The organism is Paracoccus cavernae (assembly GCF_042430175.1).
Classification (GTDB): Bacteria; Pseudomonadota; Alphaproteobacteria; order Rhodobacterales; family Rhodobacteraceae; genus Paracoccus; species Paracoccus cavernae.
This window is the reverse complement of the sequence record NZ_JBHMDZ010000009.1, coordinates 15,280-38,554: the sequence shown is the minus strand read 5'-3', so window position 1 is coordinate 38,554 and position 23,275 is coordinate 15,280. Positions and strand designations below refer to the sequence as shown.

General features: G+C 64.1%; 23 protein-coding genes. 13 read left to right on the top strand and 10 right to left on the bottom strand.

The features are described from left to right. The first annotated feature begins 259 nt into the window (after positions 1–259). Positions 260–991 (top strand): GNAT family N-acetyltransferase, encoded by a 732-nt coding sequence (locus tag ACFFUC_RS08630; protein WP_377685389.1) that lies wholly within the window; start codon positions 260–262, stop codon positions 989–991. Positions 992–1,098: 107 nt separating this feature from the next. Here ACFFUC_RS08630 and ACFFUC_RS08625 read toward each other — a convergent pair whose 3' ends face one another. The 6 genes from ACFFUC_RS08625 to alr all read right to left on the bottom strand — a co-directional run bounded on the left by ACFFUC_RS08625 (position 1,099) and on the right by alr (position 6,302). Beyond that, a complete protein-coding gene (locus tag ACFFUC_RS08625) occupies positions 1,099–2,031 on the bottom strand; it encodes a transporter associated domain-containing protein (RefSeq protein ID WP_377685388.1) in 933 nt (310 codons plus the stop codon). Beyond that, the gene (gene ybeY, locus ACFFUC_RS08620; protein ID WP_377685386.1) at positions 2,028–2,570 is read right to left on the bottom strand and encodes an rRNA maturation RNase YbeY; all 543 of its coding nucleotides are present in this window, start codon (positions 2,568–2,570) and stop codon (positions 2,028–2,030) included. The genes ACFFUC_RS08625 and ybeY overlap by 4 nt, the downstream gene beginning before the upstream one ends. Then, complete coding sequence (locus tag ACFFUC_RS08615; protein ID WP_377685384.1) at positions 2,567–3,652, bottom strand: PhoH family protein; 1,086 nt, start codon at positions 3,650–3,652, stop codon at positions 2,567–2,569. The genes ybeY and ACFFUC_RS08615 overlap by 4 nt, the downstream gene beginning before the upstream one ends. Positions 3,653–3,778: 126 nt before the next feature. Beyond that, a complete protein-coding gene (locus ACFFUC_RS08610; protein WP_377685382.1) occupies positions 3,779–4,507 on the bottom strand; it encodes an ABC transporter ATP-binding protein in 729 nt (242 codons plus the stop codon). Then, complete coding sequence (locus tag ACFFUC_RS08605) at positions 4,507–5,289, bottom strand: MlaE family ABC transporter permease (RefSeq protein ID WP_377685380.1); 783 nt, start codon at positions 5,287–5,289, stop codon at positions 4,507–4,509. Before ACFFUC_RS08605 ends, ACFFUC_RS08610 begins: the two co-directional genes overlap by 1 nt. After that, entirely contained in the window at positions 5,286–6,302 is a 1,017-nt protein-coding gene (gene alr / locus ACFFUC_RS08600) for an alanine racemase (RefSeq protein WP_377685378.1), read from the bottom strand. Before alr ends, ACFFUC_RS08605 begins: the two co-directional genes overlap by 4 nt. A gap of 160 nt (positions 6,303–6,462) precedes the next feature. On the opposite strand from alr, the gene ACFFUC_RS08595 reads away from it, so the two are divergent. From ACFFUC_RS08595 to ACFFUC_RS08565, 7 genes are all read left to right on the top strand, one after another. Further along, positions 6,463–7,995, top strand: a complete 1,533-nt coding sequence (locus ACFFUC_RS08595; RefSeq protein WP_377685376.1) for an acyl-CoA carboxylase subunit beta — start codon at positions 6,463–6,465, stop codon at positions 7,993–7,995. Further along, positions 7,992–8,690: a DUF6497 family protein gene (locus ACFFUC_RS08590; protein WP_377685375.1), complete on the top strand. Its 699-nt coding sequence runs from the start codon at positions 7,992–7,994 to the stop codon at positions 8,688–8,690. The genes ACFFUC_RS08595 and ACFFUC_RS08590 overlap by 4 nt, the downstream gene beginning before the upstream one ends. A gap of 184 nt (positions 8,691–8,874) precedes the next feature. Continuing rightward, positions 8,875–9,012 carry a hypothetical protein gene (locus ACFFUC_RS08585; RefSeq protein WP_377685373.1) on the top strand — a complete coding sequence of 46 codons (138 nt, stop codon included), beginning with the start codon at positions 8,875–8,877 and terminating at the stop codon, positions 9,010–9,012. 114 nt (positions 9,013–9,126) lie between these two features. Continuing rightward, the gene (locus ACFFUC_RS08580) at positions 9,127–9,552 is read left to right on the top strand and encodes a hypothetical protein (protein WP_377685371.1); all 426 of its coding nucleotides are present in this window, start codon (positions 9,127–9,129) and stop codon (positions 9,550–9,552) included. Between the two features lie 154 nt (positions 9,553–9,706). After that, a complete protein-coding gene (locus ACFFUC_RS08575; protein ID WP_377685369.1) occupies positions 9,707–9,937 on the top strand; it encodes a YMGG-like glycine zipper-containing protein in 231 nt (76 codons plus the stop codon). 101 nt (positions 9,938–10,038) lie between these two features. Next, positions 10,039–12,087 carry an ATP-binding protein gene (locus ACFFUC_RS08570; RefSeq protein ID WP_377685367.1) on the top strand — a complete coding sequence of 683 codons (2,049 nt, stop codon included), beginning with the start codon at positions 10,039–10,041 and terminating at the stop codon, positions 12,085–12,087. 111 nt (positions 12,088–12,198) lie between these two features. After that, entirely contained in the window at positions 12,199–12,864 is a 666-nt protein-coding gene (locus ACFFUC_RS08565; RefSeq protein ID WP_377685366.1) for a hypothetical protein, read from the top strand. On the opposite strand, the gene ACFFUC_RS08560 is transcribed toward ACFFUC_RS08565, so the two are convergent. Next, positions 12,830–13,051, bottom strand: coding sequence for a hypothetical protein (locus tag ACFFUC_RS08560; protein ID WP_377685364.1), 222 nt, complete (start codon positions 13,049–13,051; stop codon positions 12,830–12,832). The two genes, ACFFUC_RS08565 and ACFFUC_RS08560, sit on opposite strands and share 35 nt — an antisense overlap. A 177-nt stretch (positions 13,052–13,228) precedes the next feature. Further along, on the bottom strand, positions 13,229–13,762 hold the full coding sequence (locus ACFFUC_RS08555; protein ID WP_377685362.1) for a DUF4174 domain-containing protein: 534 nt from the start codon (positions 13,760–13,762) through the stop codon (positions 13,229–13,231). 57 nt (positions 13,763–13,819) lie between these two features. On the opposite strand from ACFFUC_RS08555, the gene scpA reads away from it, so the two are divergent. The 5 genes from scpA (at position 13,820) to ybaK (ending at position 19,693) form a co-directional block, all read left to right on the top strand. Next, entirely contained in the window at positions 13,820–15,964 is a 2,145-nt protein-coding gene (gene scpA / locus ACFFUC_RS08550) for a methylmalonyl-CoA mutase (RefSeq protein WP_377685360.1), read from the top strand. 238 nt (positions 15,965–16,202) lie between these two features. Beyond that, positions 16,203–17,063: a glycosyl transferase gene (locus ACFFUC_RS08545; RefSeq protein WP_377685359.1), complete on the top strand. Its 861-nt coding sequence runs from the start codon at positions 16,203–16,205 to the stop codon at positions 17,061–17,063. Then, a complete protein-coding gene (locus tag ACFFUC_RS08540; RefSeq protein WP_377685357.1) occupies positions 17,060–17,599 on the top strand; it encodes a hypothetical protein in 540 nt (179 codons plus the stop codon). The genes ACFFUC_RS08545 and ACFFUC_RS08540 overlap by 4 nt, the downstream gene beginning before the upstream one ends. 157 nt (positions 17,600–17,756) lie before the next feature. Beyond that, positions 17,757–19,076 carry a homoserine dehydrogenase gene (locus ACFFUC_RS08535; RefSeq protein ID WP_377685355.1) on the top strand — a complete coding sequence of 440 codons (1,320 nt, stop codon included), beginning with the start codon at positions 17,757–17,759 and terminating at the stop codon, positions 19,074–19,076. A 137-nt stretch (positions 19,077–19,213) separates the two neighbouring features. After that, entirely contained in the window at positions 19,214–19,693 is a 480-nt protein-coding gene (ybaK, locus tag ACFFUC_RS08530; RefSeq protein WP_377685353.1) for a Cys-tRNA(Pro) deacylase, read from the top strand. On the opposite strand, the gene ACFFUC_RS08525 is transcribed toward ybaK, so the two are convergent. Together ACFFUC_RS08525 and ACFFUC_RS08520 are read right to left on the bottom strand one after the other, a co-directional pair. Then, positions 19,694–21,724 carry a MacB family efflux pump subunit gene (locus tag ACFFUC_RS08525; protein ID WP_377685351.1) on the bottom strand — a complete coding sequence of 677 codons (2,031 nt, stop codon included), beginning with the start codon at positions 21,722–21,724 and terminating at the stop codon, positions 19,694–19,696. Positions 21,725–21,726: 2 nt separating this feature from the next. Beyond that, entirely contained in the window at positions 21,727–23,070 is a 1,344-nt protein-coding gene (locus ACFFUC_RS08520) for an efflux RND transporter periplasmic adaptor subunit (protein ID WP_377685349.1), read from the bottom strand. Between the last annotated feature and the right edge of the window lie 205 nt (positions 23,071–23,275).

The window sequence follows — 23,275 nt, the reverse complement described above, 5'->3', positions numbered from 1 at the left end:
GTCGCCTCGACGCATCCACCCGCAGCGGTCCACGCCATTCTGCAACCATCGTGGCACCAACCGAAAGTCCATCTTCCCCACGGGACGAACTCGCCGCATTTGTCTTAGGAATGGAAGCTGCTACAGGCAGGAATGGAACTCCGGCCGCTTTGCGGCATTCAAACGGGGTCAAGGCGGATAAGCGTTACGCGGCATGCAAGAAAACAAGACTGACACCCTCCCCTTCGTTTTCGAGGGGAATTTGACCCAAAGGACCGCCATGATCGGGTTGACCGGCACGCTCATCGCTTCCAGTCTCGCCGAAGCCGAGACGATCCAGACCCATTTGCCGCGCCATCTGCGCCTGTCGCGCAACGAGCCGGGTTGCCTGCGTTTCGACATTTCCCTGACCGAAGATCCTTTTGTCTGGCAGATCGACGTTCTCTTCATCGACGAGGCGGCTTTCGTCGCCCATCAAGAGCGCACCTTGGCCAGCGAATGGGGCCGGCTTTCGGCAGACATCACCCGCGATTTCACCAAATTCGCCGCCAATATCGAGCTGCGCGACGAACGCCCCGAGGATACGGCGGCAATCCTGTCGCTCCTGGCCGAGACCTTTGACGGCGTGTCCGAGGCGCGTCTGGTCCAGACCCTGCGCGAGGACGGCGATCTGGCCTATTCGCTGATTGCCGAGGCCGGAGGCGCGATCCTCGGCCATCTCGCGCTTTCGCCGCTGGCCTCGGCGCGGCCTGCGCTGGCCATCGCGCCGCTTGCGGTGATGCCGCGGGCGCAGGGGCGCGGCATTGCCTCCGAGCTGATCCGTTTCGCGATCGAACGCGCGCCCGAACATCTGCTGGTCGTACTTGGCGAGCCCGATTTCTACGGCCGCTTCGGCTTTCGTCAGGTGAATTGGGATTCGCCCTTTGCCGGCCCGCTCCTGCAGGCGCGCGGCCCCAACCTGCCCGAGCGCGCGCGCATCGCCCATGCGCCGGCCTTTGCCAGCCTCGGCTAGGCAAGACTACTACCGCACAGAAAAACCCGCGCCGCCCTGTCGGGTCGCGCGGGTTTTGTCGTTTCGGGCGGCAGGGACGTGGCCCCGCGCCCCATTTGACCCAGCGATCACTCGCCCGAGGCGGTGCCGTCATCCTCGGGCTGCGGCAGGCGCAGGCGTACACGTTTGACGCGGCGGGGGTCGGCCTCGACCACTTCGATCTCCGCGCCGTTTTCAAGGCGGATCACCTCTCCACGCACCGGAACGCGGCCCGTCAGCATGAAGATCAGACCGCCGAGCGTATCGACCTCTTCCTCTTCCTCCTCGGCCGAAAGACGCAGCCCCGTGACCGCCTCGACATCCGTCAGCGGCGCGCGGGCCTGAATGAGCCAGAGCCCCGGCGCTTCGAGCTGCCAAAGATCGCCCTCGGCCTCGTCATGCTCGTCGTCGATCGTGCCCACGACCTGCTCGATCAGATCCTCGATCGTCACCAGACCGTCGACCCCGCCATATTCGTCGATCACCAGCGCCATATGGATGCGCTTTTGCTGCATCTGCTGGAGCAGGACGCCAAGCGGCATCGAGGGCGGAACGTAAAGCAGCGGGCGCAGCATCGGGCGCAGCGCGAATTTCGCGGGCGGATTGGCCCCGAAGCCGTATTTCAGCGCGAAATCCTTGAGGTGGATCAGCCCGAGCGGACTGTCGAGGGTCCCGCGAAAGACCGGAAGGCGGGTGAAGCCCTGCTCGCGAAACAACGCGACCAGCTCTTCCATGCCGATATCGACGGGGGCGGCCATGATTTCGGCCTTGGGGATGGCGACATCATCGACGCGCATCCGGCGCAGGTTCACAAGCCCCGGCGCAATTGCCTGCGAGGCGGGTCTTCCGTCTTCGCCGGCGGCTTCGCTATCGCCTTCTGGTTCGGCGCCGCCAAAGGCGCCGAGAATGCGGCCAAGGATGCCGCGCGACGGAGGGAGGTCCCGCCCGTCGCCTCCCACACCATCGGCCCAACCGGCCGGGTCAGAGGAAACGGGCGTGTCAGGACTTCGGTCGCTGCTCATCTTTCATACTCGAGATAGGGGTCAGGGATACCAAGACGCGAGAGGATCTCCGTTTCGGAGCCCTCCATCGTCAAAGCGTCGGAATCGTCGATGTGGTCATAGCCCGCCAGATGCAGGATCGCATGGACCAGCAGGTGGGTGACGTGATCGGCGAAGGGCTTGCCCTGTTCTTCGGCTTCGCGAAGGCAGGTGTCGTAGGAAATCGCGATATCGCCCAGCTCTTCGGCCGGCGGCAGTTCGGGCCGCTCGCCGGGCGCGCGCGCGCCGAATTCGCTGGAAGGCCAGGACAGCACATTGGTCGGACGCGGCTTGTCGCGGAATTCGGCATTCAGCCCCGCGATGCGCTCATCGTCGCAGCCCAGCACCACGATGCGAAGATCCTCCATCCCGAGCCATTCCGAGACCGCGGCAAGCGCACGCGCCGACTGGCCCTCGAGATCGGCGTCGAGCCAGCGGTCGTCCTCGATCACCAGATCGATCGCGCCGCTTTCCTCGTCGTCCTCATCGGCGAAAGGGTCGAACGGGTCGGCGCCGCTCATGCGAAAGAGCCCCCCGGTGCACGGCGCGGATTGCTTTGGCCGCGCTCGTCGCGGACCTCGCCGCGCGCCAGAGCCTCTGCGCTGTCCGTGTCGTAAGCATCGATGATGCGCGCGACGAGATTATGGCGCACCACATCCTTCGAGGTGAAGTAGGAGAAGCTGATCCCCTTGATATCCTTGAGGATCCTTTCGGCATCCATCAGGCCCGAGGTCACGCCGCGCGGCAGGTCGATCTGGCTGCGGTCGCCGGTGATCACCATGCGCGAGCCCTCGCCCAGACGGGTCAGGAACATCTTCATCTGCATGGTGGTGGCGTTTTGCGCCTCGTCGAGCACGACGAAAGCGTTGGACAGCGTGCGCCCGCGCATGAAGGCCAGAGGCGCGATCTCGATGCGCTTTTCCTCCATCAGCTTCTGCATCTGCTTGCCCGGCAGAAAGTCGTTCAGCGCGTCGTAGAGCGGCTGCATATAGGGGTCGACCTTCTCCTTCATGTCGCCCGGCAGAAAGCCCAGACGCTCGCCCGCTTCGACGGCGGGGCGCGACAGGATGATCTTGTCGACATGGCCGCCGATCAGCATGGTCACGCCGACCGCAACCGCGAGATAGGTCTTGCCCGTGCCCGCAGGACCGATGCCGAAGGCCATTTCATTGGCGAAAAGCGAGCGGACATAGGCCTTCTGACCGTCGGTGCGCGGTTCGATGGTCTTTTTGCGGGTGCGCAATTCGATCGGCCCGCTCTGGAACATCTCGAGCTGCTCGCTCGGGCTGGCGGGACGCTCGAAGATCGGATCCGGCCCCATGCGCAAAGCGGCATCGACCTCGGGAAGGCCGACGGGGCGGCCCTGTTCGAGGCGGGCGTAAAGCGCGCGCAGCACCTGTTCGGCATCCTTTTGCGCCTCGGGCTCGCCAACCACGGCGAGCAGGTTGCCGCGACGCAAAACATGGACATTCAGCGAGCCCTCGATCCGTGCAAGGTGCCTGTCATGAGGCCCACACAGATCGATCAACAGCCGATTGTCCGGAAATTCGATAAGAGTTTCGCCAGTTGTGGCGGTCGCACGTGGAAGCGGGGGTTGTCCCAAATCACTCTCCGAAAGGGTAGTCGTCTACAGTTAAAGGTGTCAACGCGACGGGATTCGCACAAGGGGTCGGGCGCAAACTTCGCCCGAAAACGGCCCCGGGAGGCGAGATTTCATGCAATCGTCATCTCACTCGCGCCATCGGCCCTCGATGAAGTCATGCAGATAATCGTCGCGCGCCCCGTCCATTTCGGCCAGCGCGCCCTGCCAGCGCACGCAGCCGCGGTCCAAAAGCGCGACGCGATCGGCAATCGTGCGCACCGAGGTCATGTCGTGGGTAATGGTGATCGCTGTCGCACCGGTTTCCTCGACAATGCCGCGGATCAGCGCATTGATGCGGGCGGCGCGGATCGGATCAAGGCCGGTCGTCGGCTCGTCGAAAAAGATCACCGCAGGATCGGCCGCAATCGCGCGGGCGAGCCCCGCCCTTTTGCGCATCCCCCCCGAGAGCTCGGCGGGCATCAGATCGGCGACCTCTGGGCCGAGCCCGACGCGCGCGAGCTTTTCAAGCGCAATCGCTCGGGCATCGGCGCGCGAACGGGTCTTGAGCAGGCGGAAGGCCACGTTTTTCCAGATCGGCAGACTGTCGAATAGGGCGGCATTCTGGAACAGCATGCCGAAACCGTCTAGAAAAGCCGCGCGATTTGCACCTGCAAGCGGCGCACCCTTGTAAAGGATCTCGCCCCGATCCGGCGTCTCCAGCCCGAGAATGCAGCGCAGCAGCACCGATTTTCCGGTGCCCGAGCCCCCGATGACGACAAGGCTCTCGCCCTCGTCCAGATCGAGATCGATGCCCGAGAGCACCTCCTTGCGGCCGAAGCTTTTGTGCAGGTCGCGGATGGACAGAAGCGGCGCCATCAGAAGAACAGCCCCGTCAGCACGAAATTCGCGGCGAGGATGCCGATGGAAGCGGCGACGACCGCATTGGTCGTGGCGCGCCCAACCCCTGCCGCACCGCCCGCCGCATGGATGCCGAACCAGCAACCCGAAGTCGCGACGATCAGCCCGAAAAATCCGCCCTTGATCAGCCCCGAGACCACATCCCAGCTTTCGAGATAGGCCCAACTATTGGCGAGATAGGTCGTCGAATTGAAGCCGAGCGCATTCACCCCGATCAGCCAGCCGCCCATGATGCCGATGATGTCGCCGACACCGACCAGTACCGGCACCGTCAGGATCGCGGCCCAAAGGCGCGGCGAGACCAGCCATTTCACCGGATCGGTCGAGAGCGTCATCAAAGCGTCGATCTGCTCGGAAACCCGCATCGTGCCGAGCTCGGCGGCAATCGCGCTCGCGACGCGCGCCGCGACCATCAACCCGCCCAGAACCGGCCCGAGCTCGCGTGCCATGCCGATCGCGACAACCGCAGGTACGACATCCGAAGCCTGAAAGCGCGCGCCGCCAGAATAGAGCTGCAAGGCCAGGGCCGCGCCGGTGAAAAGCGCGGTCAGCCCGACCACCGGCAACGAAAGCCAGCCGATATGGAGGATCTGGCGCCCCAAAAGCGCGGGCGAAAGCGGCAAGATGCCCGCAAGCCCCTTGCCCAGAAAGATCGCGACCCGCCCGCAAGCGGCGATCACCGCAATCGCGGCGCGCCCTATCGCACTGATCGGATTGCCGGCCAACCGGTTCGGGCTCAAACCCACACTCTCGGATAGCGCCGGCCGAGCGAGGTCAGGATCTCGTAGCCGATGGTGCCGGCCAGCGCCGCCAGATCATCGACGCTCTGACGCTCGTTGAGCAGCGCGAGTTCGGCCGGAACCTCGGACAGATCGGTGACATCGACCGTGATCAGATCCATCGAGACCCGCCCGATCATCGGCACGGCCTGATCGCCCGCCCAGAAATTCAGCCCCTTGTTGGCCAGCGAGCGCGGTAGCCCGTCGGCGTAGCCCGCCGCCAAAGTCGCGATTTTTGACGGCCGCGCGGCGGTCCAGGCATAGCCGTAGCCCACCGATTCCCCGACCGCGACATCGCGGGTCTGGATCACCGGAACGGAAAGGCCGACCACGCTTTGCGCGCCGACAAAGGGATCGGCGCCATACATGCCGACGCCGCAGCGCACGAGGTCGAAATGGAAATCGGGGCCGAGCAGGATACCGCCGGTCGCGGCCAGCGCTCGCGGCGCATCCACCCCGTCGGTCATGGCGCGGAAGGCGGCCAGTTGCGCGGCATTGGCGGCATTGTCCGGCTCGTCGGCACAGGCCAGATGCGACATGATCAGCGCGGGGCCGGCAGCAGCGGCCTCGGCGCGGATCGCGGCCCATTCGGCCGGCTCGAAGCCGAGGCGGTTCATGCCGCTGTCAAGCTGGATCCCGAAGGCCCCTTTGGGCCGCAAGGCGCGGTCGCGGAAAAACTGGGCGGGACTGTTGAGCACGGGAACAAGCCCCGTCAAATCTTCGCCTTCCATATGACCGGCGAGCACGAAAATCCGCGCATCTTCAGGTAGATGCGGGCGCAAGGCGCGCCCCTCGGAGGCGACGGCCACGAAGAAGTCGCGTGCCCCCGCCCCGTAAAGCGCCGGCGCGACTTTGGCCGCGCCCAGCCCGTAGGCATCGGCCTTCACCACTGCGCCCGGACGCGCGGCAGGCGCGCGCTCGGCAAGCGCTTTCCAATTGGCCACCAGGGCCGAAAGATTGATCACGAGTCCCATGGCCTCGGCATGAACCCGTGCCTTGGCGAGGTCAAGGGGTTTAACTTGTTTGCAGCTTTGCAATCGCCACGCCAGACAGTGTTTGCAAATTTTCTGCTTTATGCTTCCGACGCAGGCATTTGCACGTTAAACAAGTTGAGAACGAACGGAGGACCACCCCATGAAGGACATTCTGGACGAGTTGGAGCAGCGCCGCCGCGAGGCGCGTCTGGGCGGTGGCCAGCGCCGGATCGATGCACAGCATGCCCGCGGCAAACTGACCGCCCGCGAGCGGCTCGAGCTGCTGCTCGACGAGGGCAGCTTTGAAGAGTTCGACATGTTCGTGCGTCACCGTTCGACCGATTTCGGCATGGAGGCCGACCGTCCCTATGGCGACGGCGTCGTCACCGGATGGGGGACGATCAACGGCCGCATGGTCTATGTCTATAGCCAGGATTTCACCGTCTTCGGCGGCTCCCTGTCGGAAACCCATGCGCAGAAAATCTGCAAAATCATGGATATGGCGATGCAGAACGGCGCGCCGGTGATCGGGCTCAACGATTCGGGCGGCGCGCGCATCCAGGAGGGCGTTGCCTCGCTCGCGGGCTATGCCGATGTCTTCCAGCGCAATATCATGGCCTCGGGCGTGGTGCCGCAGATTTCGGTGATCATGGGCCCTTGCGCGGGTGGTGCGGTCTATTCGCCCGCGATGACCGACTTCATCTTCATGGTCAAAGACACGAGCTACATGTTCGTCACCGGCCCCGATGTCGTCAAAACCGTGACGAATGAAATCGTCACCGCAGAGCAGCTTGGCGGGGCCTCGACCCATACCAAGAAATCCTCGGTCGCGGACGGAGCTTTCGAGAACGACGTCGAGGCGCTGTCGGAAATCCGCCGCCTGTTCGACTTCCTGCCGCTCAACAATCGCGAGAAAGCGCCGACGCGCCCCTTCTTCGACGACCCCCACCGCATCGAGGCCAGCCTCGACACGCTGATCCCCGACAACCCGAACCAGCCCTACGACATGAAGGAGCTGATCCTGAAGATCGCCGACGAGGGCGACTTCTACGAAATCCAAAAGGATTTCGCGGCCAATATCATCACGGGTTTCGTGCGGATCGAAGGCCAGACCGTGGGCGTCGTCGCCAACCAGCCGACGGTTCTGGCGGGCTGTCTCGACATCGACAGCTCGCGCAAGGCGGCACGTTTCGTGCGGTTCTGCGATGCGTTCGAGATCCCGATCCTGACGCTGGTCGACGTGCCGGGCTTCCTGCCGGGCACCACGCAGGAATATGGCGGCGTCATCAAACACGGCGCGAAACTGCTGTTCGCTTACGGCGAGGCGACTGTTCCGAAAGTTACCGTCATCACCCGCAAGGCCTATGGCGGCGCTTACGACGTCATGGCGTCCAAACATCTGCGCGGCGATTTCAACTACGCCTGGCCCACTGCCGAAATCGCGGTGATGGGGGCGAAAGGCGCGGTCGAGATCCTGTACCGCTCCGAGCTGGGCGAGCCCGACAAGATCGCGGTACGCACCAAGGATTACGAAGACCGCTTCGCCAATCCTTTCGTCGCCGCGGAAAAGGGCTTTATCGACGAGGTGATCCAGCCCCGTTCGACCCGCCGCCGTGTTGCGCGCGCCTTTGCCAGCCTGCGCGGCAAACAGCTGAAGAACCCCTGGAAGAAGCACGACAACATCCCGCTGTGATCCGGTCCTCTGCCGCAGTTACGTCGAAATTCGCCCTGCTTTTTCTGGTGGGTCTGGTTTCGACATCCGCGGCAGAGACCCCCGCCCCGCCCGCCTCACAGCCCGCATCGGCCAGCATCGATCTGCCGTCGGGCGCGAAAGTCTACCTTCAGGAAACCCTTGAAGATAACTTTGGAGATTACGGTTTGACCCTTCGCTACCGCTTCGTCATGCCCGATCTGGCCGATCGCGTGCCGTCGTCATTCGGCACGGGCACCGATTTCGGCGGCGACGAGCCGCTCGATATCGACACGCAATCGATGGAAGGCGGCGAGGATAGCGGCGAGGATTACATCGACGACGGGCTGATCTCTCCCGAGGATCTTGATTTCCAGCCGGTCTTTTCGATCCCCGGCGCCGAAGAGGCCGCCGATCAGGTCATCGACCATGCCATCAGCGATATCGACGACGGCACCACCCTGCCGGCGGTCCCCGATGTCCTTCTCAAAGACCCCATTCACGACGATATCGTCTGGATCTGCGACAATATCGCATTGCCCGAAGCTCTGAAATCGGCCAAGCGGCCAGCACAGATTGTCGTCAGCCTCGCTGATCGGGAATCTGAGTTCGGATCCTATGACCCGAATGTCCTTCAGATTTTTGAGTCCTTTTCCTTGCCCAAGGATCGGGACAGTTGCGAATGGAGACCCTGGTGATGCGGCCTATCAAGATGACTGATGCAGCCCTGCCACAGCGCTCCGGGCGAATGGCGACCGGTACAGCCGGTCTCTGTCTGCGCGCCCGGACGGAAGTTAATATGATGCGTTGGTCGCATGTTGCGGCCGACACTATATCGAGCAGCCGGGGTCAAAGAACCCCGTCCATCAGGAGCTTTTACCTATGTCGAAGAAACTCGTTCTCGCCCTCGCACTCGTCGGTTTCGCAGCAGCTTGCGCTCCCAAAACCGAAGAAGTCATCGTTCCGACCGCTCCGGTCACTGCCGAGCCGGTCTACCAGGGCAAATTCGGCGCCAACTAATCTTGGCCCGCGCGGGCGGGGTCTCTGCCCGCGCTTGTCCGGCCTCACACAGGCCTTTGTCCCTTCGGCCCTGATCGTTTCCGGCCAGCCCGCATTCCGCAAGGAGGGCGCAGCATGCTGAAACATCGCGGTTTTCCGGGACGCCTTCCCTCCACCGACTACCAGTTCACCATCCGCCGTGCCAACAAGAAAGGCGCGACCAAGCTGATCGCGCGTGAACGTTTCCGCGACCGCTCGCCCGCCGACAAAAAGGCCGATGCGGGTTTCCTCGCGGCTTTGATCAACCATTTCGGCGACGAACCGTTCGAACGCGGCAACCTTGATGGCGGCCGGATCTCGTGGCTTTTGGGCCGCGAAGTCGTGGCGGTCGGCAAGCTTGATCCGACCAGCTACGACCAGATGCTGCGCGTCGACATGAAAAAGGCCGAAGCGAACTTCCCCGAGCTTTTTGCCGCCGAGCCGCCCGATTTCGATTGGGACGAGGCTTTCGGCGACGATTGGGACGACGAGGATTTCGACGACGAGGACGAGGACCGCTGATGCGCATGTCTTTGCCGAGCGCGAGGTTTTCACGGGCATTTCAGTTGGCTCGCACGCAAACTTATGCGAATGGATGGGAAGTAAGACATCATCCCGTCCTGCTCGGCTGTGACGAAAAGCAACCGTCGGGACTAACAACCAGAGGCAGTCTAACATGCAGACCCGCACCTTCTTCCGTCTTTCGGCACTTGTTGTCGTGGCTTCGACCCTCGCTGCTTGCCAGCCGGGCCAGCCGGTCAACCCGAACGTCCGCAACGCAGCAATCGGCGCTGCCGGTGGCGCAGTTGCCGCAAAAGCTTTTGACGGCGACGCAACCAAAGGCGCACTCGCAGGTGCGGCTCTTGGCGCGCTTTGCAACGACGCAGGCGTTTGCTCGGGCTACTGATACCCGCCAATCAGCGCAAGATTTCGCGCCGCTCCCGCATTTTGCGGGGGCGGCGTTTTCTATTTCAACGCCGGATTTCCGGCCCAATCCACGAGTCGCTCATGTTTAAGAAAATCCTGATCGCCAACCGTGGCGAGATCGCCTGCCGCGTCATCAAGACCGCCCGCAAGATGGGGATTGCGACCGTGGCCGTCTATTCCGACGCGGACCGCAACGCGCTTCATGTGCGCATGGCCGACGAGGCCGTCCATATCGGCCCCTCGCCCGCCAACCAATCCTATATCGTGATCGACAAGATCATGGAGGCGATCCGCCAGACCGGCGCCGAAGCCGTCCATCCGGGCTACGGCTTCCTCTCCGAGAACAAGAAGTTCGCCGAGGCGCTCGAGGCCGAGGGCGTGGCCTTCATCGGGCCGCCGTCGGGTGCGATCGAGGCGATGGGCGACAAGATCACCTCCAAGAAAATCGCGCAGGAAGCCGGTGTTTCCACCGTTCCGGGCTATATGGGCCTGATCGCGGATGCCGAAGAGGCGGTGAAAATCGCGAACGAGGTCGGCTATCCGGTGATGATCAAGGCCTCCGCCGGCGGTGGCGGCAAGGGGATGCGCATCGCCTGGAACGATCAGGAGGCCCGTGAAGGCTTCGAATCGTCGCGCAACGAGGCCGCCAACAGCTTTGGCGACGACCGCATCTTCATCGAGAAATTCGTGACCCAGCCGCGTCACATCGAAATTCAGGTACTGGCGGACAAACACGGCAATTGCGTCTATCTGCACGAGCGCGAATGCTCGATCCAGCGCCGCAACCAGAAGGTCATCGAAGAGGCACCCTCGCCCTTCCTCGACGAGGCCACACGCAAAGCCATGGGCGAACAGTCCGTCGCGCTGGCGAAAGCGGTGGGCTATGCCTCGGCGGGGACGGTCGAATTCATCGTCGACGGATCGAAGAACTTCTATTTCCTCGAGATGAACACCCGCCTGCAGGTCGAACATCCCGTCACCGAGCTGATCACCGGCGTCGATCTGGTCGAACAGATGATTCGCGTGGCCTATAACGAAAAGCTGCCCTTCGCGCAGTCCGATCTCAAGATCAACGGCTGGGCCATCGAAAGCCGCCTATACGCCGAAGACCCCTATCGCAACTTCCTGCCCTCGATCGGCCGCCTGACGCGCTACCAGCCGCCGGCAGAAGTCGCGGCCGGTCCGCTGAAGACCGCCGGAAACTGGGTCAACAACAGCGAAAGCCGCGACAGCGCGACGGCGGTGCGCAATGATACCGGCGTCTACGAGGGCGGCGAGATCTCGATGTTCTACGATCCGATGATCGCCAAACTCTGCACCTGGGCGCCGACCCGTCTCGAGGCCGTCGACGCGATGCGCCATGCTCTGGACGAGTTCGAGGTCGAAGGCATCGGCCACAACCTGCCCTTCCTTTCGGCGGTGATGGATCACCCCCGATTCGTTTCGGGGGACATTTCGACGGCCTTCATCGCCGAGGAATATCCCGAGGGCTTCCTTGGCGCGACATTGCCGCAAACCGAGCTTGAACGCGTGGCCGCCGCTGCCGCCGCAATGTTCCGCGTGGCCGAAATCCGCCGCACCCGCATCTCGGGGCGTTTGGACAACCACGAGCGCCATGTCGGCGAACATTGGGTCGTCTCGCTGGCCGGCAAGGAAATTCCGGTGCGCATCACCGCCGACAAGGCAGGCTCGACGGTCCAGATCGGCGGGCGCAGCCTGCGGGTCGAAAGCGAATGGCTGCCCGGCCAGTCGCTCGCCCATATCATGGTCGATGGCGAGCCTTTGGTGATGAAGGTCGACCGCGCGACCTCGGGTTTCCGCCTGCGTCTGCGCGGCGCGGATCTGGTCACCCGCGTCCAGCGCCCGCGCGCGGCCGAACTGGCCCGCCTGATGCCCGAGAAAATGCCGCCCGACACCTCGAAGTTCCTGCTCTGCCCGATGCCGGGTCTGGTGGTGAAGATCAACGTCGAGGCCGGAGACGAGGTGCAGGAAGGTCAGGCTTTGGCCACGATCGAAGCGATGAAGATGGAAAACATCCTGCGCGCCGAACGCAAGTCGGTGGTCAAGATCGTCAACACCAAGCCGGGCGAAAGCCTCAAGGTCGACGACATCATCCTCGAGTTCGAGTGAGGCCCTGATGGTGCCCGGACCCGCTGCCCGCGTGATCCCGAGCGTGCCCCTTGCGGATGCGCGGCGGGATCCGTGGTTGCGGGTTTGCTTCTTGCGGACGGGGGCGGTCTGATGCCCTCGCCCGTCGACGATTGGCTCAATCCTGCCGTTCAGGGCGCTTTGGTCGCGGCTTCGGTCGCGGTCGTCGGCTGGATCTATAACGGACGCCAGAACCGCCGGATGGCGGCGCAATTGCGCGCCGAGCGGGTCGAGGATCTGCAGCGCGCCATTCTGGCCGAGATCCGCGCCCATGTCGTCGCGCTCGAACACCAGCAGCTGACCTTCGAGGAAAGCTTTGCTCTGGTCGAGCGCGTGCGGCGCGGCGGCTTTATTCCGACCATCCCGACCGAGGCCAACGACCGCATTTTCCGCGCCGTCATTGCCGATATCCACGTCCTGCCGGCGCGGGTGATCGATCCGGTGGTGATCTATTACCGGCTTCTGGCAGTGATGGGCGCTTTTGCCGCCGATATCCGCGAACAGGCGCAAAGCGATGCGGATCGGGCGGCGGATATGCTGGCCGATTACCTGTCGCTGACCGAAGAGGCCCTCGAATCAGGGCGCTATGCCATGACGCTGCTGAGCGCGCAACTGAACGGCGGTTCGGTGGCGATCGATGCTTTGCTGGATGGGGCCGAGCAGCGCGAAGCCGCACGAATCGCATCCGCCCTGCCCGTCGAGCTGAACGAGATGCGCGACCGCCTTAATAGGCGATCTTCGGACCGGAGCGACCTCTGATGGGCTTCAATCCGATGACATTGGTGATTTCATTGGCGGTGCGCGCCGAGGCGAGCCTTTCGACCAGCCGTTCCGTCGCGCTTGCAGGCTTGCCGGCCGCACGCGGCTGGCGGTTGTCGGCAGGCGCATCCGCAGGACGCGTTCCGGCCGGAGCCTTGGCTTTGAGCGAGATCATCGACTTGGGCATCGTCAACTCCTTGCAGGGCGACTTGAAGCGGGGCGGATTGGAAGCACCCTTCGCCATCAAGGTAGTGGTCCTTGGCCCTTCGCGCAATATGTTGCGCGCAAAGAGCCTTAACCGCAACGAAACTTGTGCCCGTACAAACCGCGAAAATGCGTCCGGAGCGCGACGCGCGGCAGGATCTTACGGCAGAACCCTTGCGCGGCCGATTTCCTGCCGGCGCAGCGGCGTTTTGTCGATCGCGCGGGAAATCTCGCGCACGGACCACGGCGCGGGTTTGCGCTGTTTGACCTGCCCGTCCTTGTCGAGCACGACCAGCGAGAACCCCTCGGGGCGCAGGCTGCGCCGCCAGCTCGAATTGGCGGCGGGATCGGTATCGGTGATCACCACGACATCGCGCGCGACCAAGCCGGCAGGCTCCGCCTCGATCATGCGCATCTGCGTGCGGAAGGCCGGATCATCGGCGCTGTCGGCAAAGACGACGACCGGACGCGCCTGCCACAAATATGCCCCCGGCTCGACGCCGGCGGCATCGACCACCTCGAGCGCGCCTTGGGCAAGCGGAGCCTCGACGGGATCGATCCCCGCATCCGTGGCGCTTTGCGCGCCCAGATCGGGGCGCACATATCCGCTGCCGGCCCTTCCGGCATCGGGCTGCCCGCCCATTGCGGCAACCAGCGGCACTGCCGCCAACAGAATCAATCGACTGAACTTCATCACGGCCTCGTTTCCCCAACCATATAGGTGCGAAACGGGTATGGGAAAGGATGCAACATGACCGAGACGGCAAAACCCTCGATGGACGGCTGGCGCAAACTGGCGAGCAAGGAGCTGAAAGGCGCGGATCCCGATACGCTCGACTGGCAGACGCTGGAAGGGATTACGGTGAAACCTCTTTATACAGAAGAGGACACCCGCGACCTCGCCCATATGAACGGCCTGCCCGGTATCGCGCCCTTCACGCGCGGGCCGCGCGCCACGATGTATGCGGGCCGTCCCTGGACGATCCGGCAATATGCGGGTTTCTCGACCGCCGAGGAATCGAACGCCTTCTACCGCAAGGCCTTGGCCGCCGGTCAGCAGGGCGTTTCGGTCGCCTTCGATCTCGCGACGCACCGCGGCTATGACAGCGACCATCCCCGCGTCGAGGGCGATGTCGGCAAGGCCGGCGTCGCGATCGATTCGGTCGAGGATATGAAGGTGCTCTTCGACGGGATCCCGCTGGACAAGGTCTCGGTCTCCATGACGATGAACGGGGCGGTGATCCCGATTCTGGCGAATTTCATCGTCACGGGCGAAGAACAGGGCCATTCGCGCGCCGTTTTGTCGGGGACGATCCAGAACGACATCCTCAAGGAATTCATGGTGCGCAACACCTATATCTATCCGCCCGAACCCTCGATGCGCATCATTGCCGACATCATCGAATACACCTCGAACGAGATGCCGAAATTCAACTCGATCTCGATCTCGGGCTATCACATGCAGGAGGCAGGCGCGAACCTCGTGCAGGAGCTCGCCTATACGCTGGCCGACGGGCGCGAATATGTCCGTGCCGCGCTGAATGCGGGCATGGATGTCGATGCTTTCGCGGGACGGCTGTCCTTCTTCTTCGCGATCGGGATGAACATGTTCATGGAGGCCGCCAAACTGCGCGCCGCGCGGTTCCTGTGGCACCGCATCATGACCGAGTTCAATCCGCAAAAGCCCGGCTCGCTGATGCTGCGTACCCATTGCCAGACCTCGGGCGTGAGCCTGCAGGAGCAGGACCCCTACAACAACGTCGTGCGCACCGCCTACGAGGCGCTCGCGGCGGCGCTTGGCGGGACGCAATCGCTCCATACCAACGCGCTGGACGAGGCGATCGCGCTGCCGACCGATTTCAGCGCGCGCATCGCCCGCAATACCCAACTGATCCTGCAGGAAGAAACCGGCATCACCCATGTCGTCGATCCGCTGGCGGGTTCCTATTACGTCGAAAGCCTGACCGCCGAGCTGATCGAGAAGGCCTGGGCCTTGATCGAGGAAGTCGAAGAGATGGGCGGGATGACCAAAGCGGTCGCCAGCGGCATGCCCAAGCTGCGTATCGAGGAAACCGCCGCCCGCCGTCAGGCCATGATCGACCGCGGCGAAGAGGTGATCGTCGGCGTCAACAAATACCGTCTGGCGAAAGAGGATGCGATCGACATCCTCGATATCGACAACGTCAAGGTCCGCGAAAGCCAGATCGCGCGGCTGAACACGATGCGTGCAAGCCGCGACGAGGCCGCCTGTCAGGCCGCCTTGGCCGAACTCGCGCGCCGCGCCCGCGAGGGTGGCAATCTGCTGGAGGCGGCCGTCGAGGCCGCACGCGCAAGGGCTTCGGTCGGGGAGATCAGCATGGCAATGGAGAACGAATTCGGGCGTCACCGCGCCGAGGTCAAAACCCTCGCCGGTGTCTATGGCGCAGCCTATGAGGGCGATGCCGATTTCGCGCAGATCCAGAAGGACGTCGAGGCTTTCGCCGAAGAAGAGGGCCGCCGCCCGCGCATGCTGGTGGTGAAAATGGGTCAGGACGGCCATGACCGCGGCGCCAAGGTCATCGCGACCGCCTTTGCCGATATCGGCTTCGACGTCGATGTCGGGCCTTTGTTCCAGACACCCGAGGAAGCCGCGCAGGATGCGATCGACAACGACGTCCATGTCGTGGGGATTTCCTCGCAGGCGGCGGGACACAAGACGCTCGCGCCCAAGCTGATCGCCGCGCTGAAGGAACAGGGCGCCGAAGAGATCCTCGTGATCTGCGGCGGAGTGATTCCGCAGCAGGATTACGATTTCCTCAAAGCGGCGGGGGTGAAGGCGATCTTCGGTCCCGGCACCAACATCCCTTCGGCCGCACGCGATATTCTGGATCTGATCCGCGCGACGCGAAAGGGCTGACACCCGAAGGGCGCGGGATTGGCGGGGCAAGCCCTGCCGCCACGCATTAACTAGACCGGCGGGCCAAACGCCGGTTTTGCTGCCGCCTTCGGGTATTTGGATGATGAAGAAAGCCCCGCCGGTCCGTCGGATCGGCGGGGTTCCGCATTCCCGCCCGCGATTGCCGACAGCCCCTTCCCCGCCTTGTCTTGGCGGGGGGGCTGTGAAAGAGTCGAGACCTTATACGAACGGGGGCGCAATGAGCGACGCGAGGGCTGACGCAACGGGCAACGTGGTCAATGACGGGCGCAACGGCACCGTCAAACAGATCATCTGCATCAAATGGGGCGCGAAGTTCGGCCCCGAATTCGTGAACCGCCTGCACGGCATGATCGCGCGCAACATCACCCCGCCCTTCCGGCTGTATTGCTTTACCGACAGCGACGAAGGGCTTCATCCTGATATCGCCGTCAGGCCCCTGCCCGAATTCGACTATAAAGCGCCCGAACGGACCAAGGGGAAATGGCCGAAATCGCGGCTTTGGGGCGATCTCGGCGATGTCGAGGGGGTGGTTTTGTTCCTTGACCTCGATGTCATCATCACCGGCAATCTCGACGATTTCTTCAGCTATGGCGATCCCGACGACACGATCCTCGGACTCAACCCCAATACGCCTCTGGAAAAGATGGGCCAGACCTCGGTCTACCGGATGCGGGTCGGCAAGCTGAAACCCTTGCAGGACATCTTCCGCGCCGATCCGCAGGCGGCCGCCGACAAGTTCAAATACGAGCAGCGTTTCGTCACCCGCAATGCGCCCGGCGGGGTGAAGTTCTGGCCCAAGGGCTGGCTCGCGCATTTCCGCATGCATTGCGTTCCGAACTTCCCGCTGAACTATTTCCGCGAGGCGCGCATTCCGCAGGGCACCAAGATCGTCATCTTCCCCGGCAATCTCAATCCGCCCGATGCGATCCTTGGCCGCTGGGACGAGGCCGACGAGCATCGTGCGCCGCTCGACCATCTGCGCGCCGCTTTCGACGGGCGCCGGCGCGAGAGCTTCGGCAAACACATCCGCCACTATCTGCGCCCCGTGAGCTGGGTCGAGAAATTGTGGCGCGAATGAACCGACCGCCCGAGACCCATTACCTGCTGCCCGCCGATTTCGCCGCTGCTTTGGGGCAGGCGGTCGCGACCTTCGGCTGGCTCGAGGAGGTGCTCAAACGGGCACTTTTCTCGCTGGAGCGGGTCCGGCTGGCCCGCGATCTGACCGCGACAGAATTGGCGCGCTGGCGCCAGCATATGACCGATATCGCCGATGATTCCCTCGGCACCTTGATCGAGCAGCTCGACAGCGCGCTGCGCCGCCATCCGGGCATCGACGACCGCGACGAGATCAACGACCGGCTGGTTGTCCTCAAGCACCAACGCAACCTGATTTGCCATGCCTCCTGGAGCCCGACCGCCGAGAAGACGCGCTGGCGTCCGGCCTTTGTCGCGATGAAGGGCGAAAGCGTGCCTGCGGACCTTTCGGCGCCGGAGCTTGATCTGATGCGCCACGAGGCCGAAGCGGCGGGCCGGCGCATCATCGCGATCATGCATCTGACGGGGATTGCGGGGGAATGGGTCGGCGAAGACGACGATCCCGACATCGACCGCTGACGCCGTCGCGCGCCGCAGGTCGTCCCCTCCTCCGCCGCGGCCTCCGCTGTCTTTGCGCAACAGCCCCCAGGGCCCGGTCTTGCGCCCCGTCTTGCGCGCGTTGCAACAGCCCGCGCCTTCCGCTAACACCCGATCAAGCTGAAATAACGAGAGATCCATGTCCTCCCACAGCACCGCGTCCGAACCGAAACCGCTGCGTCTTGGCATTGCCGGACTGGGCACCGTCGGTACCGGCACCGTCAAAATCATCCAGAACCACGCCGCGCTTTTGTCCAAGCGCGCGGGACGCCCGATCGCGATCACCGCGGTTTCCGCCCGCGACCGCCACAGAAACCGCGACATCGACCTGTCGGATTACGCCTGGGAGGCGGATGCCCGTGTCCTTGCCGCCCGCGAGGATATCGACGTTTTCGTCGAGCTGATCGGCGGTGACGAGGGCATCGCCCGCGAAGCCATGACCATCGCGCTGAAAGCCGGCAAGGATGTCGTGACCGCCAACAAGGCGCTTCTGGCGATCCATGGTCAGGAACTCGCCGAGCTGGCCGAAGCCAACGGCCGCCTGATCCGGTTCGAAGCAGCCGTCGCCGGCGGTATTCCGGTCATCAAGGCGATGACGGAATCGCTGGCGGGCAACCAGATCCGCCGTGTCATGGGCGTGATGAACGGCACCTGCAACTACATCCTGACGCGGATGGAAAACGCCGGGCTGCCCTATGCCGAGGTCTTCGAGGAAGCCCGCAAGCTCGGCTATCTCGAGGCCGATCCGACCCTCGACGTCGGCGGGATTGATGCCAGCCACAAGCTGACGCTGCTGGCCTCGATCGCTTTCGGCACCAAACCCGCCTTCAATGCCGTCGAGATCGAGGGGATCGAGCGCGTCTCGATCGACGATATCCGCCGTGCAGCCGATATGGGTTACCGCATCAAGCTTCTGGGCGTGGCGCAGATGACCGCGCGCGGGCTCGAGCAGCGCATGTCGCCCTGTCTCGTGCCGGCGGACAGCCCGCTCGGCCAATTGCAGGGCGGCACCAATATGATCGTGGTCGAAGGCGATAGCGTCGGCCAGATCGTGTTGCGCGGCGCAGGCGCGGGCGAAGGTCCGACCGCCAGCGCCGTGATGTCCGACGTGATCGAGATCGCGCGCAATGTCCGCCTGCCGGTCTTCGGCCAGCCCGCGAGCACCCTGCTCAGCTCGCAGGCCGCACGCACCGCGGTTCCGGCCGCCTATTACCTGCGCCTCGAGCTCGCCGACAAACCGGGCGCGCTGGCCAAGGTCGCCTCGGTTCTGGGCGATGCGGGGATTTCCATCGACCGGATGCGCCAATACGGCAACGACCGCCACCAGCAGGGCGCGGCTCCGGTCCTGATCGTGACCCACAAGACCACGCCCGATGCGATCGATCACGCGATCGAGGCCTTGCCGCGCACCGGTGTCATCACAGGAGAGCCGGTCGAGCTGCGGATCGAAGAAGTCTGATCCCGCCGCACCGTCCGCTTCAAAGGCCCCGCATCGCGGGGCCTTTTTCATGGCTGATGCGCGTTTCGCGCTTGGCCTTGACCGCGCTTCTTGCCAGTTTCGCGCAAACGACATTGAAAAGCGCAAAGGCCGCCGCAATGAGCACAGCCACACCAGCCACGAAGGCTCTCGACGCGGGCAAGGTCGCGTTTCACGTGATCGAATATGATTATGTCGCTGGGCAGGACAAAATCGGCCTCCATGCCGCCGAAGCGATCGGGATCGCGCCGGAACGGGTGCTGAAAACGCTGATGGTCGAGGTCGACGGCAAGCCCGCCTGCGCCGTGATCCCCTCCGACCGCAGCCTCTCGATGAAGCGGGTGGCGGCGGCCTTTGGCGGGAAGTCCGCGCAGATGATGCCGCCCGACAAGGCCGAACGGCTGACGGGTTTCCACACCGGCGGCATCAGCCCCTTCGGCCAGAAACGTGCCGCCCCGACCGCCTTCGAGGAAAGCGCGCTGGCCGTGCCCGAGATCGTCCTGAACGGGGGCAAACGCGGCCTGATGGTCGCGCTCGCCCCCGAAGATGCGCTCACCGTCGCGAAAGCCGCCGCCAAGCCGCTTTGCGCCGACCTGTGATCAGGCGCCCGACAAGGCCACCACCGGATCGAGCCGAGCGGCATTGCGGGCGGGCATGAAGCCGAAAACCACGCCGATCAGGCTGGAGCTGGCGAAAGCCGCAATGATCGAGGCACCCGAATAGACCAGCGTGAACTGGGTGCTGAGCGCGCCGAAGACCACACCGAAGCCAAGCGCCAAAGCGATGCCGAGCAAGCTGCCCATCAGGCAGACCAGAACCGCCTCGATCAGGAATTGCTGCATGATGTCGCTACGCCGCGCGCCGACCGCCATGCGCACCCCGATCTCGGAAATCCGTTCGGAGACCGAGACCAGCATGATGTTCATCACCCCGATTCCGCCTACAATCAGCGAGATCACCGCAATCGCCGCGATCAGAAGCGTCAGGGTCTGGGTGGTCGTGGTGATGGTCTGGCGGATCTCGTCGGTGTTCATGATGAAGAAATCCGTAGTGCCGTGGCGCTGGGTCAAAAACTGCGTCACCGCCTGTTCGGCCACGGCCGTATCGACCGTATCCGCGACCTGAACCGTGATGCTGTTGAGCGCCATCGAGCCCGAAATCCGTGCCTGCACCGTGGTATAGGGCGCGTAAAGCCCGAGATTCTGGCTGCCTCCTCCCGGCCCGCCCGCGCTGATCGAGATGACGCCGGTGACGCGCAAAGGCACGTTGTCGAAGATCAGAACCGCACCGACCGGATCACCGCCACCCGCGAAAAGCGCGTTGCGGGTATTCTCGTCGATCACCACATCCTGCGCCATCCCTGTCACGGCCGCACGGTCGAACAGGCTTCCCGCCACCAGCTTCGCGCCGGTCGCGGCAAAGAACTGCTCGCCCACACCGTTGATCTGGGCACTGGCCTCTGTCGCGTCGAAGCGCAACGTGCCCGAGCTCTGCACGCGCGGCGTCACGGCCGCGACATAGTTTTGCCGCGAAAGCGCCTCGGCATCGCTGACCACCAGCGTCGTGATCCGGCCCGAGCGCATATCCCCGAAACTCGCCCCCGCATAGATCTGGAGCGTATTGGTCCCGAGGCTCGAAATATTGGCGAGAACCTTCTGCCGCGAACCAGCCCCCAAAGCCACCACAGACACGACAGAGGCAATGCCGATGATGATCCCGAGCATGGTCAGGAAGGTGCGCAACTTATGCGCGCCGAGCGCCAAAAGCGCCATGCGCAGGATCTCGGCAAATCGGCGCGGCAGGACATCGGCAGGCGAACGGCTGGGCTGCCGAGGCGCGGATGGATCCCGCGGCGGGTCGATCGGATTCGACGATATATCACCATTATTTTCAATGTGATTCGCCGAGTTATTGATGTTTTCTCGAACCACGTTCCGACGCTCCGGCCTGCGGTCGGCGATGATTTCTCCGTCACGGATTTCGATGATGCGCTCGGCCCGCTCCGCAATCGCGAGGTCATGGGTCACGATGATCACCGTGCGCCCCTCGGCGTGAAGCTCGTCGAGAATGGCCAGAACGTCCTGCCCGCTGCGGTAATCGAGAGCGCCGGTCGGCTCGTCCGCGAGCACCACGCCGGGGTTGTTCATCAGCGCCCGCGCGATCGAGACGCGCTGCTGCTGCCCACCGGAAAGCTGTGTCGGACGATGCGCGGTCCGGTCGGCCATGCCCAGACGCCCGAGCAGAGCCGCCGCGCGGTCGCGCCGGTCCGAGGGGGCCTCGCCGGCATAGATCGCGGGGATCTCGACATTGCCGAGCGCCGAAAACTCCGAAAGGAGGTGATAGCGCTGGAAAATGAAACCGAACCTTTCGCGCCGAAGCGCCGCCAGAGCATCGGGGCCGAGCTGCGCCACCTCCTGTCCCGCAATCCGGTAGCTGCCCGAGCTGGGCCGGTCGAGACAGCCCAGAATATTCATCAGCGTCGATTTTCCCGAGCCCGAGGCCCCGACAATCGCCACCATTTCGCCCTCGCGGATCACCAGATCCACGCCCTTGAGCACGGTCGTCACACCTTCGCCGGACGGATAATCCTTTCGAATATCCTTCAGCTCGATCAATGGCTTGCGATCCATTTTTACAGCCCCATCGGCGGGCCGCCGCGGCCCATCATCCGGCCCGAGCCGCCGGAGGAGCCTCCGCTCCGGCCCGCGCCCTCGCCGGTCACGACCGCTTCTCCCTCCGAGAGGCCTGCGAGAACCTCGGTCGAAACCTTGTCGTCCAGCCCGATGACGATCTCGCGCCGGCTGATCTGCCCGTCGCTGCCCAGAACCTGAACGGTAGCGGCACGGCCTTGGGTCACGCTCTGCCCCTCGCCGTCACGCGCCTCGCCTGCTTCCGCCGAACCGGAGCCCGAAGCGGCGGCGCCGCCGCCCCTGCCGCCCCGGCCCCGCCCTTCAGCACCGCCGCCCTGACGCCCTGTCGGGGTCACGGTCACGGCGCTGAAGGGCACGGTCAGCACATTTTCGGCGCGACCGAGAACGATATAGACCTGCGCCGTCATATAGGTGCGCAAGGCCTGCTCGGGGTTCGGCACGGTAAAGACGCCGTTATAGTAGACCGCCGCCGTCGAGGTGCTCGTCCCCGATGCGCTCGTGCTGATGCTGCTGTCGTTGCGGATCGATTCCGGCGCGGGCTCGACCGTCTCGAGGCTCGCGCCATAGCGCTTGCCCGGCTCGCCGAGGATATTGAACCAGACCTCCTGCCCCGGCCGGATGCGCACGATATCGGCCTCCGAGATCTCGGCGCGCACGGTCATGCGGTCGAGCTGGCCCAGAATGACGATGGTCGGCGCGGCCTGGCTGGCATTGACCGTCTGGCCTTCCTGACTGACGATGGCCAGAACCGTGCCGTCGATCGGTGCGGTGATCTTGGTATAGCCGACATTGGCGCGGGCGGTCTCGATCGCGACCTCGCCCTGAATGATCTGGGCATCCAGCGCCTCGATCTGGGCCTTGAGAACCTCGACCTGCTCGCCGGCGCTGTCGAAATCGACGCGGGTCGAGGCGTTGCGCGCCACCATTTCCTGCTGGCGCGCAAAGGTCCGCTCGGCCAGAGAAAGATTGGCCTCGCGTTCGGTCCTTTGCGCGCGCACCCCCGCCAAGGCCGCCTCGGCGGTGCGGAGCTGGTTGAGCTGGGTCACGCTGTCGATTTCCGCGATCAGATCGCCCGCCTTGACCTCCTGACCCAAAGCGACCCCGACCGAGGTGATACGCCCCGAGACCTGCGCCCCAACCGCCACCAGCCGCGCGGGCTTGAGCGTGCCGTTGGCGAGCACGGTCTGCTCGATCGTGGCACGGGCGACCGGCGCGGTAATGACCTGCAAGGCGCTGCCCTGATCATTGCGGCCATAGACATACCAACCCGCCCCAAGCACCGCCACCAGCGCAAGCGGCGCCCCGATCCGCAGAAATTTCCGCATCCGTTCCGTTCTTTCCTTCCGCGCACCCAGCCCGCCGAATGCGGGAAATCGGGACGCCATCCGCTCCGGCTTGCGGAGACATGTTTTCGTTGTGCGGCTTATGGCACGGCAAATGGAAACCAAAAGGAAATAACTTTGCCCTATCCTTGCGAAAGCCGCGCCCAAGGTCACGAAAGGAAAGGGCGAATGCCCCTCTGGCACATTG

What these genes read in the sequence shown, in the direction of transcription:
- ACFFUC_RS08520 (WP_377685349.1), bottom strand. Translation starts at nt 23,070, where the DNA reads ATGCGGAAATTTCTGCGGATCGGGGCGCCGCTTGCGCTGGTGGCGGTG.
- ACFFUC_RS08575 (WP_377685369.1), top strand. Translation starts at nt 9,707, where the DNA reads ATGCAGACCCGCACCTTCTTCCGTCTTTCGGCACTTGTTGTCGTGGCT.
- scpA (WP_377685360.1), top strand. Translation starts at nt 13,820, where the DNA reads ATGACCGAGACGGCAAAACCCTCGATGGACGGCTGGCGCAAACTGGCG.
- ACFFUC_RS08555 (WP_377685362.1), bottom strand. Translation starts at nt 13,762, where the DNA reads ATGAAGTTCAGTCGATTGATTCTGTTGGCGGCAGTGCCGCTGGTTGCC.
- ACFFUC_RS08535 (WP_377685355.1), top strand. Translation starts at nt 17,757, where the DNA reads ATGTCCTCCCACAGCACCGCGTCCGAACCGAAACCGCTGCGTCTTGGC.
- ybaK (WP_377685353.1), top strand. Translation starts at nt 19,214, where the DNA reads ATGAGCACAGCCACACCAGCCACGAAGGCTCTCGACGCGGGCAAGGTC.
- ACFFUC_RS08610 (WP_377685382.1), bottom strand. Translation starts at nt 4,507, where the DNA reads ATGGCGCCGCTTCTGTCCATCCGCGACCTGCACAAAAGCTTCGGCCGC.
- ybeY (WP_377685386.1), bottom strand. Translation starts at nt 2,570, where the DNA reads ATGAGCGGCGCCGACCCGTTCGACCCTTTCGCCGATGAGGACGACGAG.
- ACFFUC_RS08630 (WP_377685389.1), top strand. Translation starts at nt 260, where the DNA reads ATGATCGGGTTGACCGGCACGCTCATCGCTTCCAGTCTCGCCGAAGCC.
- ACFFUC_RS08565 (WP_377685366.1), top strand. Translation starts at nt 12,199, where the DNA reads ATGCCCTCGCCCGTCGACGATTGGCTCAATCCTGCCGTTCAGGGCGCT.
- ACFFUC_RS08585 (WP_377685373.1), top strand. Translation starts at nt 8,875, where the DNA reads ATGTCGAAGAAACTCGTTCTCGCCCTCGCACTCGTCGGTTTCGCAGCA.
- ACFFUC_RS08625 (WP_377685388.1), bottom strand. Translation starts at nt 2,031, where the DNA reads ATGAGCAGCGACCGAAGTCCTGACACGCCCGTTTCCTCTGACCCGGCC.
- ACFFUC_RS08595 (WP_377685376.1), top strand. Translation starts at nt 6,463, where the DNA reads ATGAAGGACATTCTGGACGAGTTGGAGCAGCGCCGCCGCGAGGCGCGT.
- ACFFUC_RS08545 (WP_377685359.1), top strand. Translation starts at nt 16,203, where the DNA reads ATGAGCGACGCGAGGGCTGACGCAACGGGCAACGTGGTCAATGACGGG.
- alr (WP_377685378.1), bottom strand. Translation starts at nt 6,302, where the DNA reads ATGGGACTCGTGATCAATCTTTCGGCCCTGGTGGCCAATTGGAAAGCG.
- ACFFUC_RS08525 (WP_377685351.1), bottom strand. Translation starts at nt 21,724, where the DNA reads ATGGATCGCAAGCCATTGATCGAGCTGAAGGATATTCGAAAGGATTAT.
- ACFFUC_RS08540 (WP_377685357.1), top strand. Translation starts at nt 17,060, where the DNA reads ATGAACCGACCGCCCGAGACCCATTACCTGCTGCCCGCCGATTTCGCC.
- ACFFUC_RS08570 (WP_377685367.1), top strand. Translation starts at nt 10,039, where the DNA reads ATGTTTAAGAAAATCCTGATCGCCAACCGTGGCGAGATCGCCTGCCGC.
- ACFFUC_RS08580 (WP_377685371.1), top strand. Translation starts at nt 9,127, where the DNA reads ATGCTGAAACATCGCGGTTTTCCGGGACGCCTTCCCTCCACCGACTAC.
- ACFFUC_RS08560 (WP_377685364.1), bottom strand. Translation starts at nt 13,051, where the DNA reads ATGCCCAAGTCGATGATCTCGCTCAAAGCCAAGGCTCCGGCCGGAACG.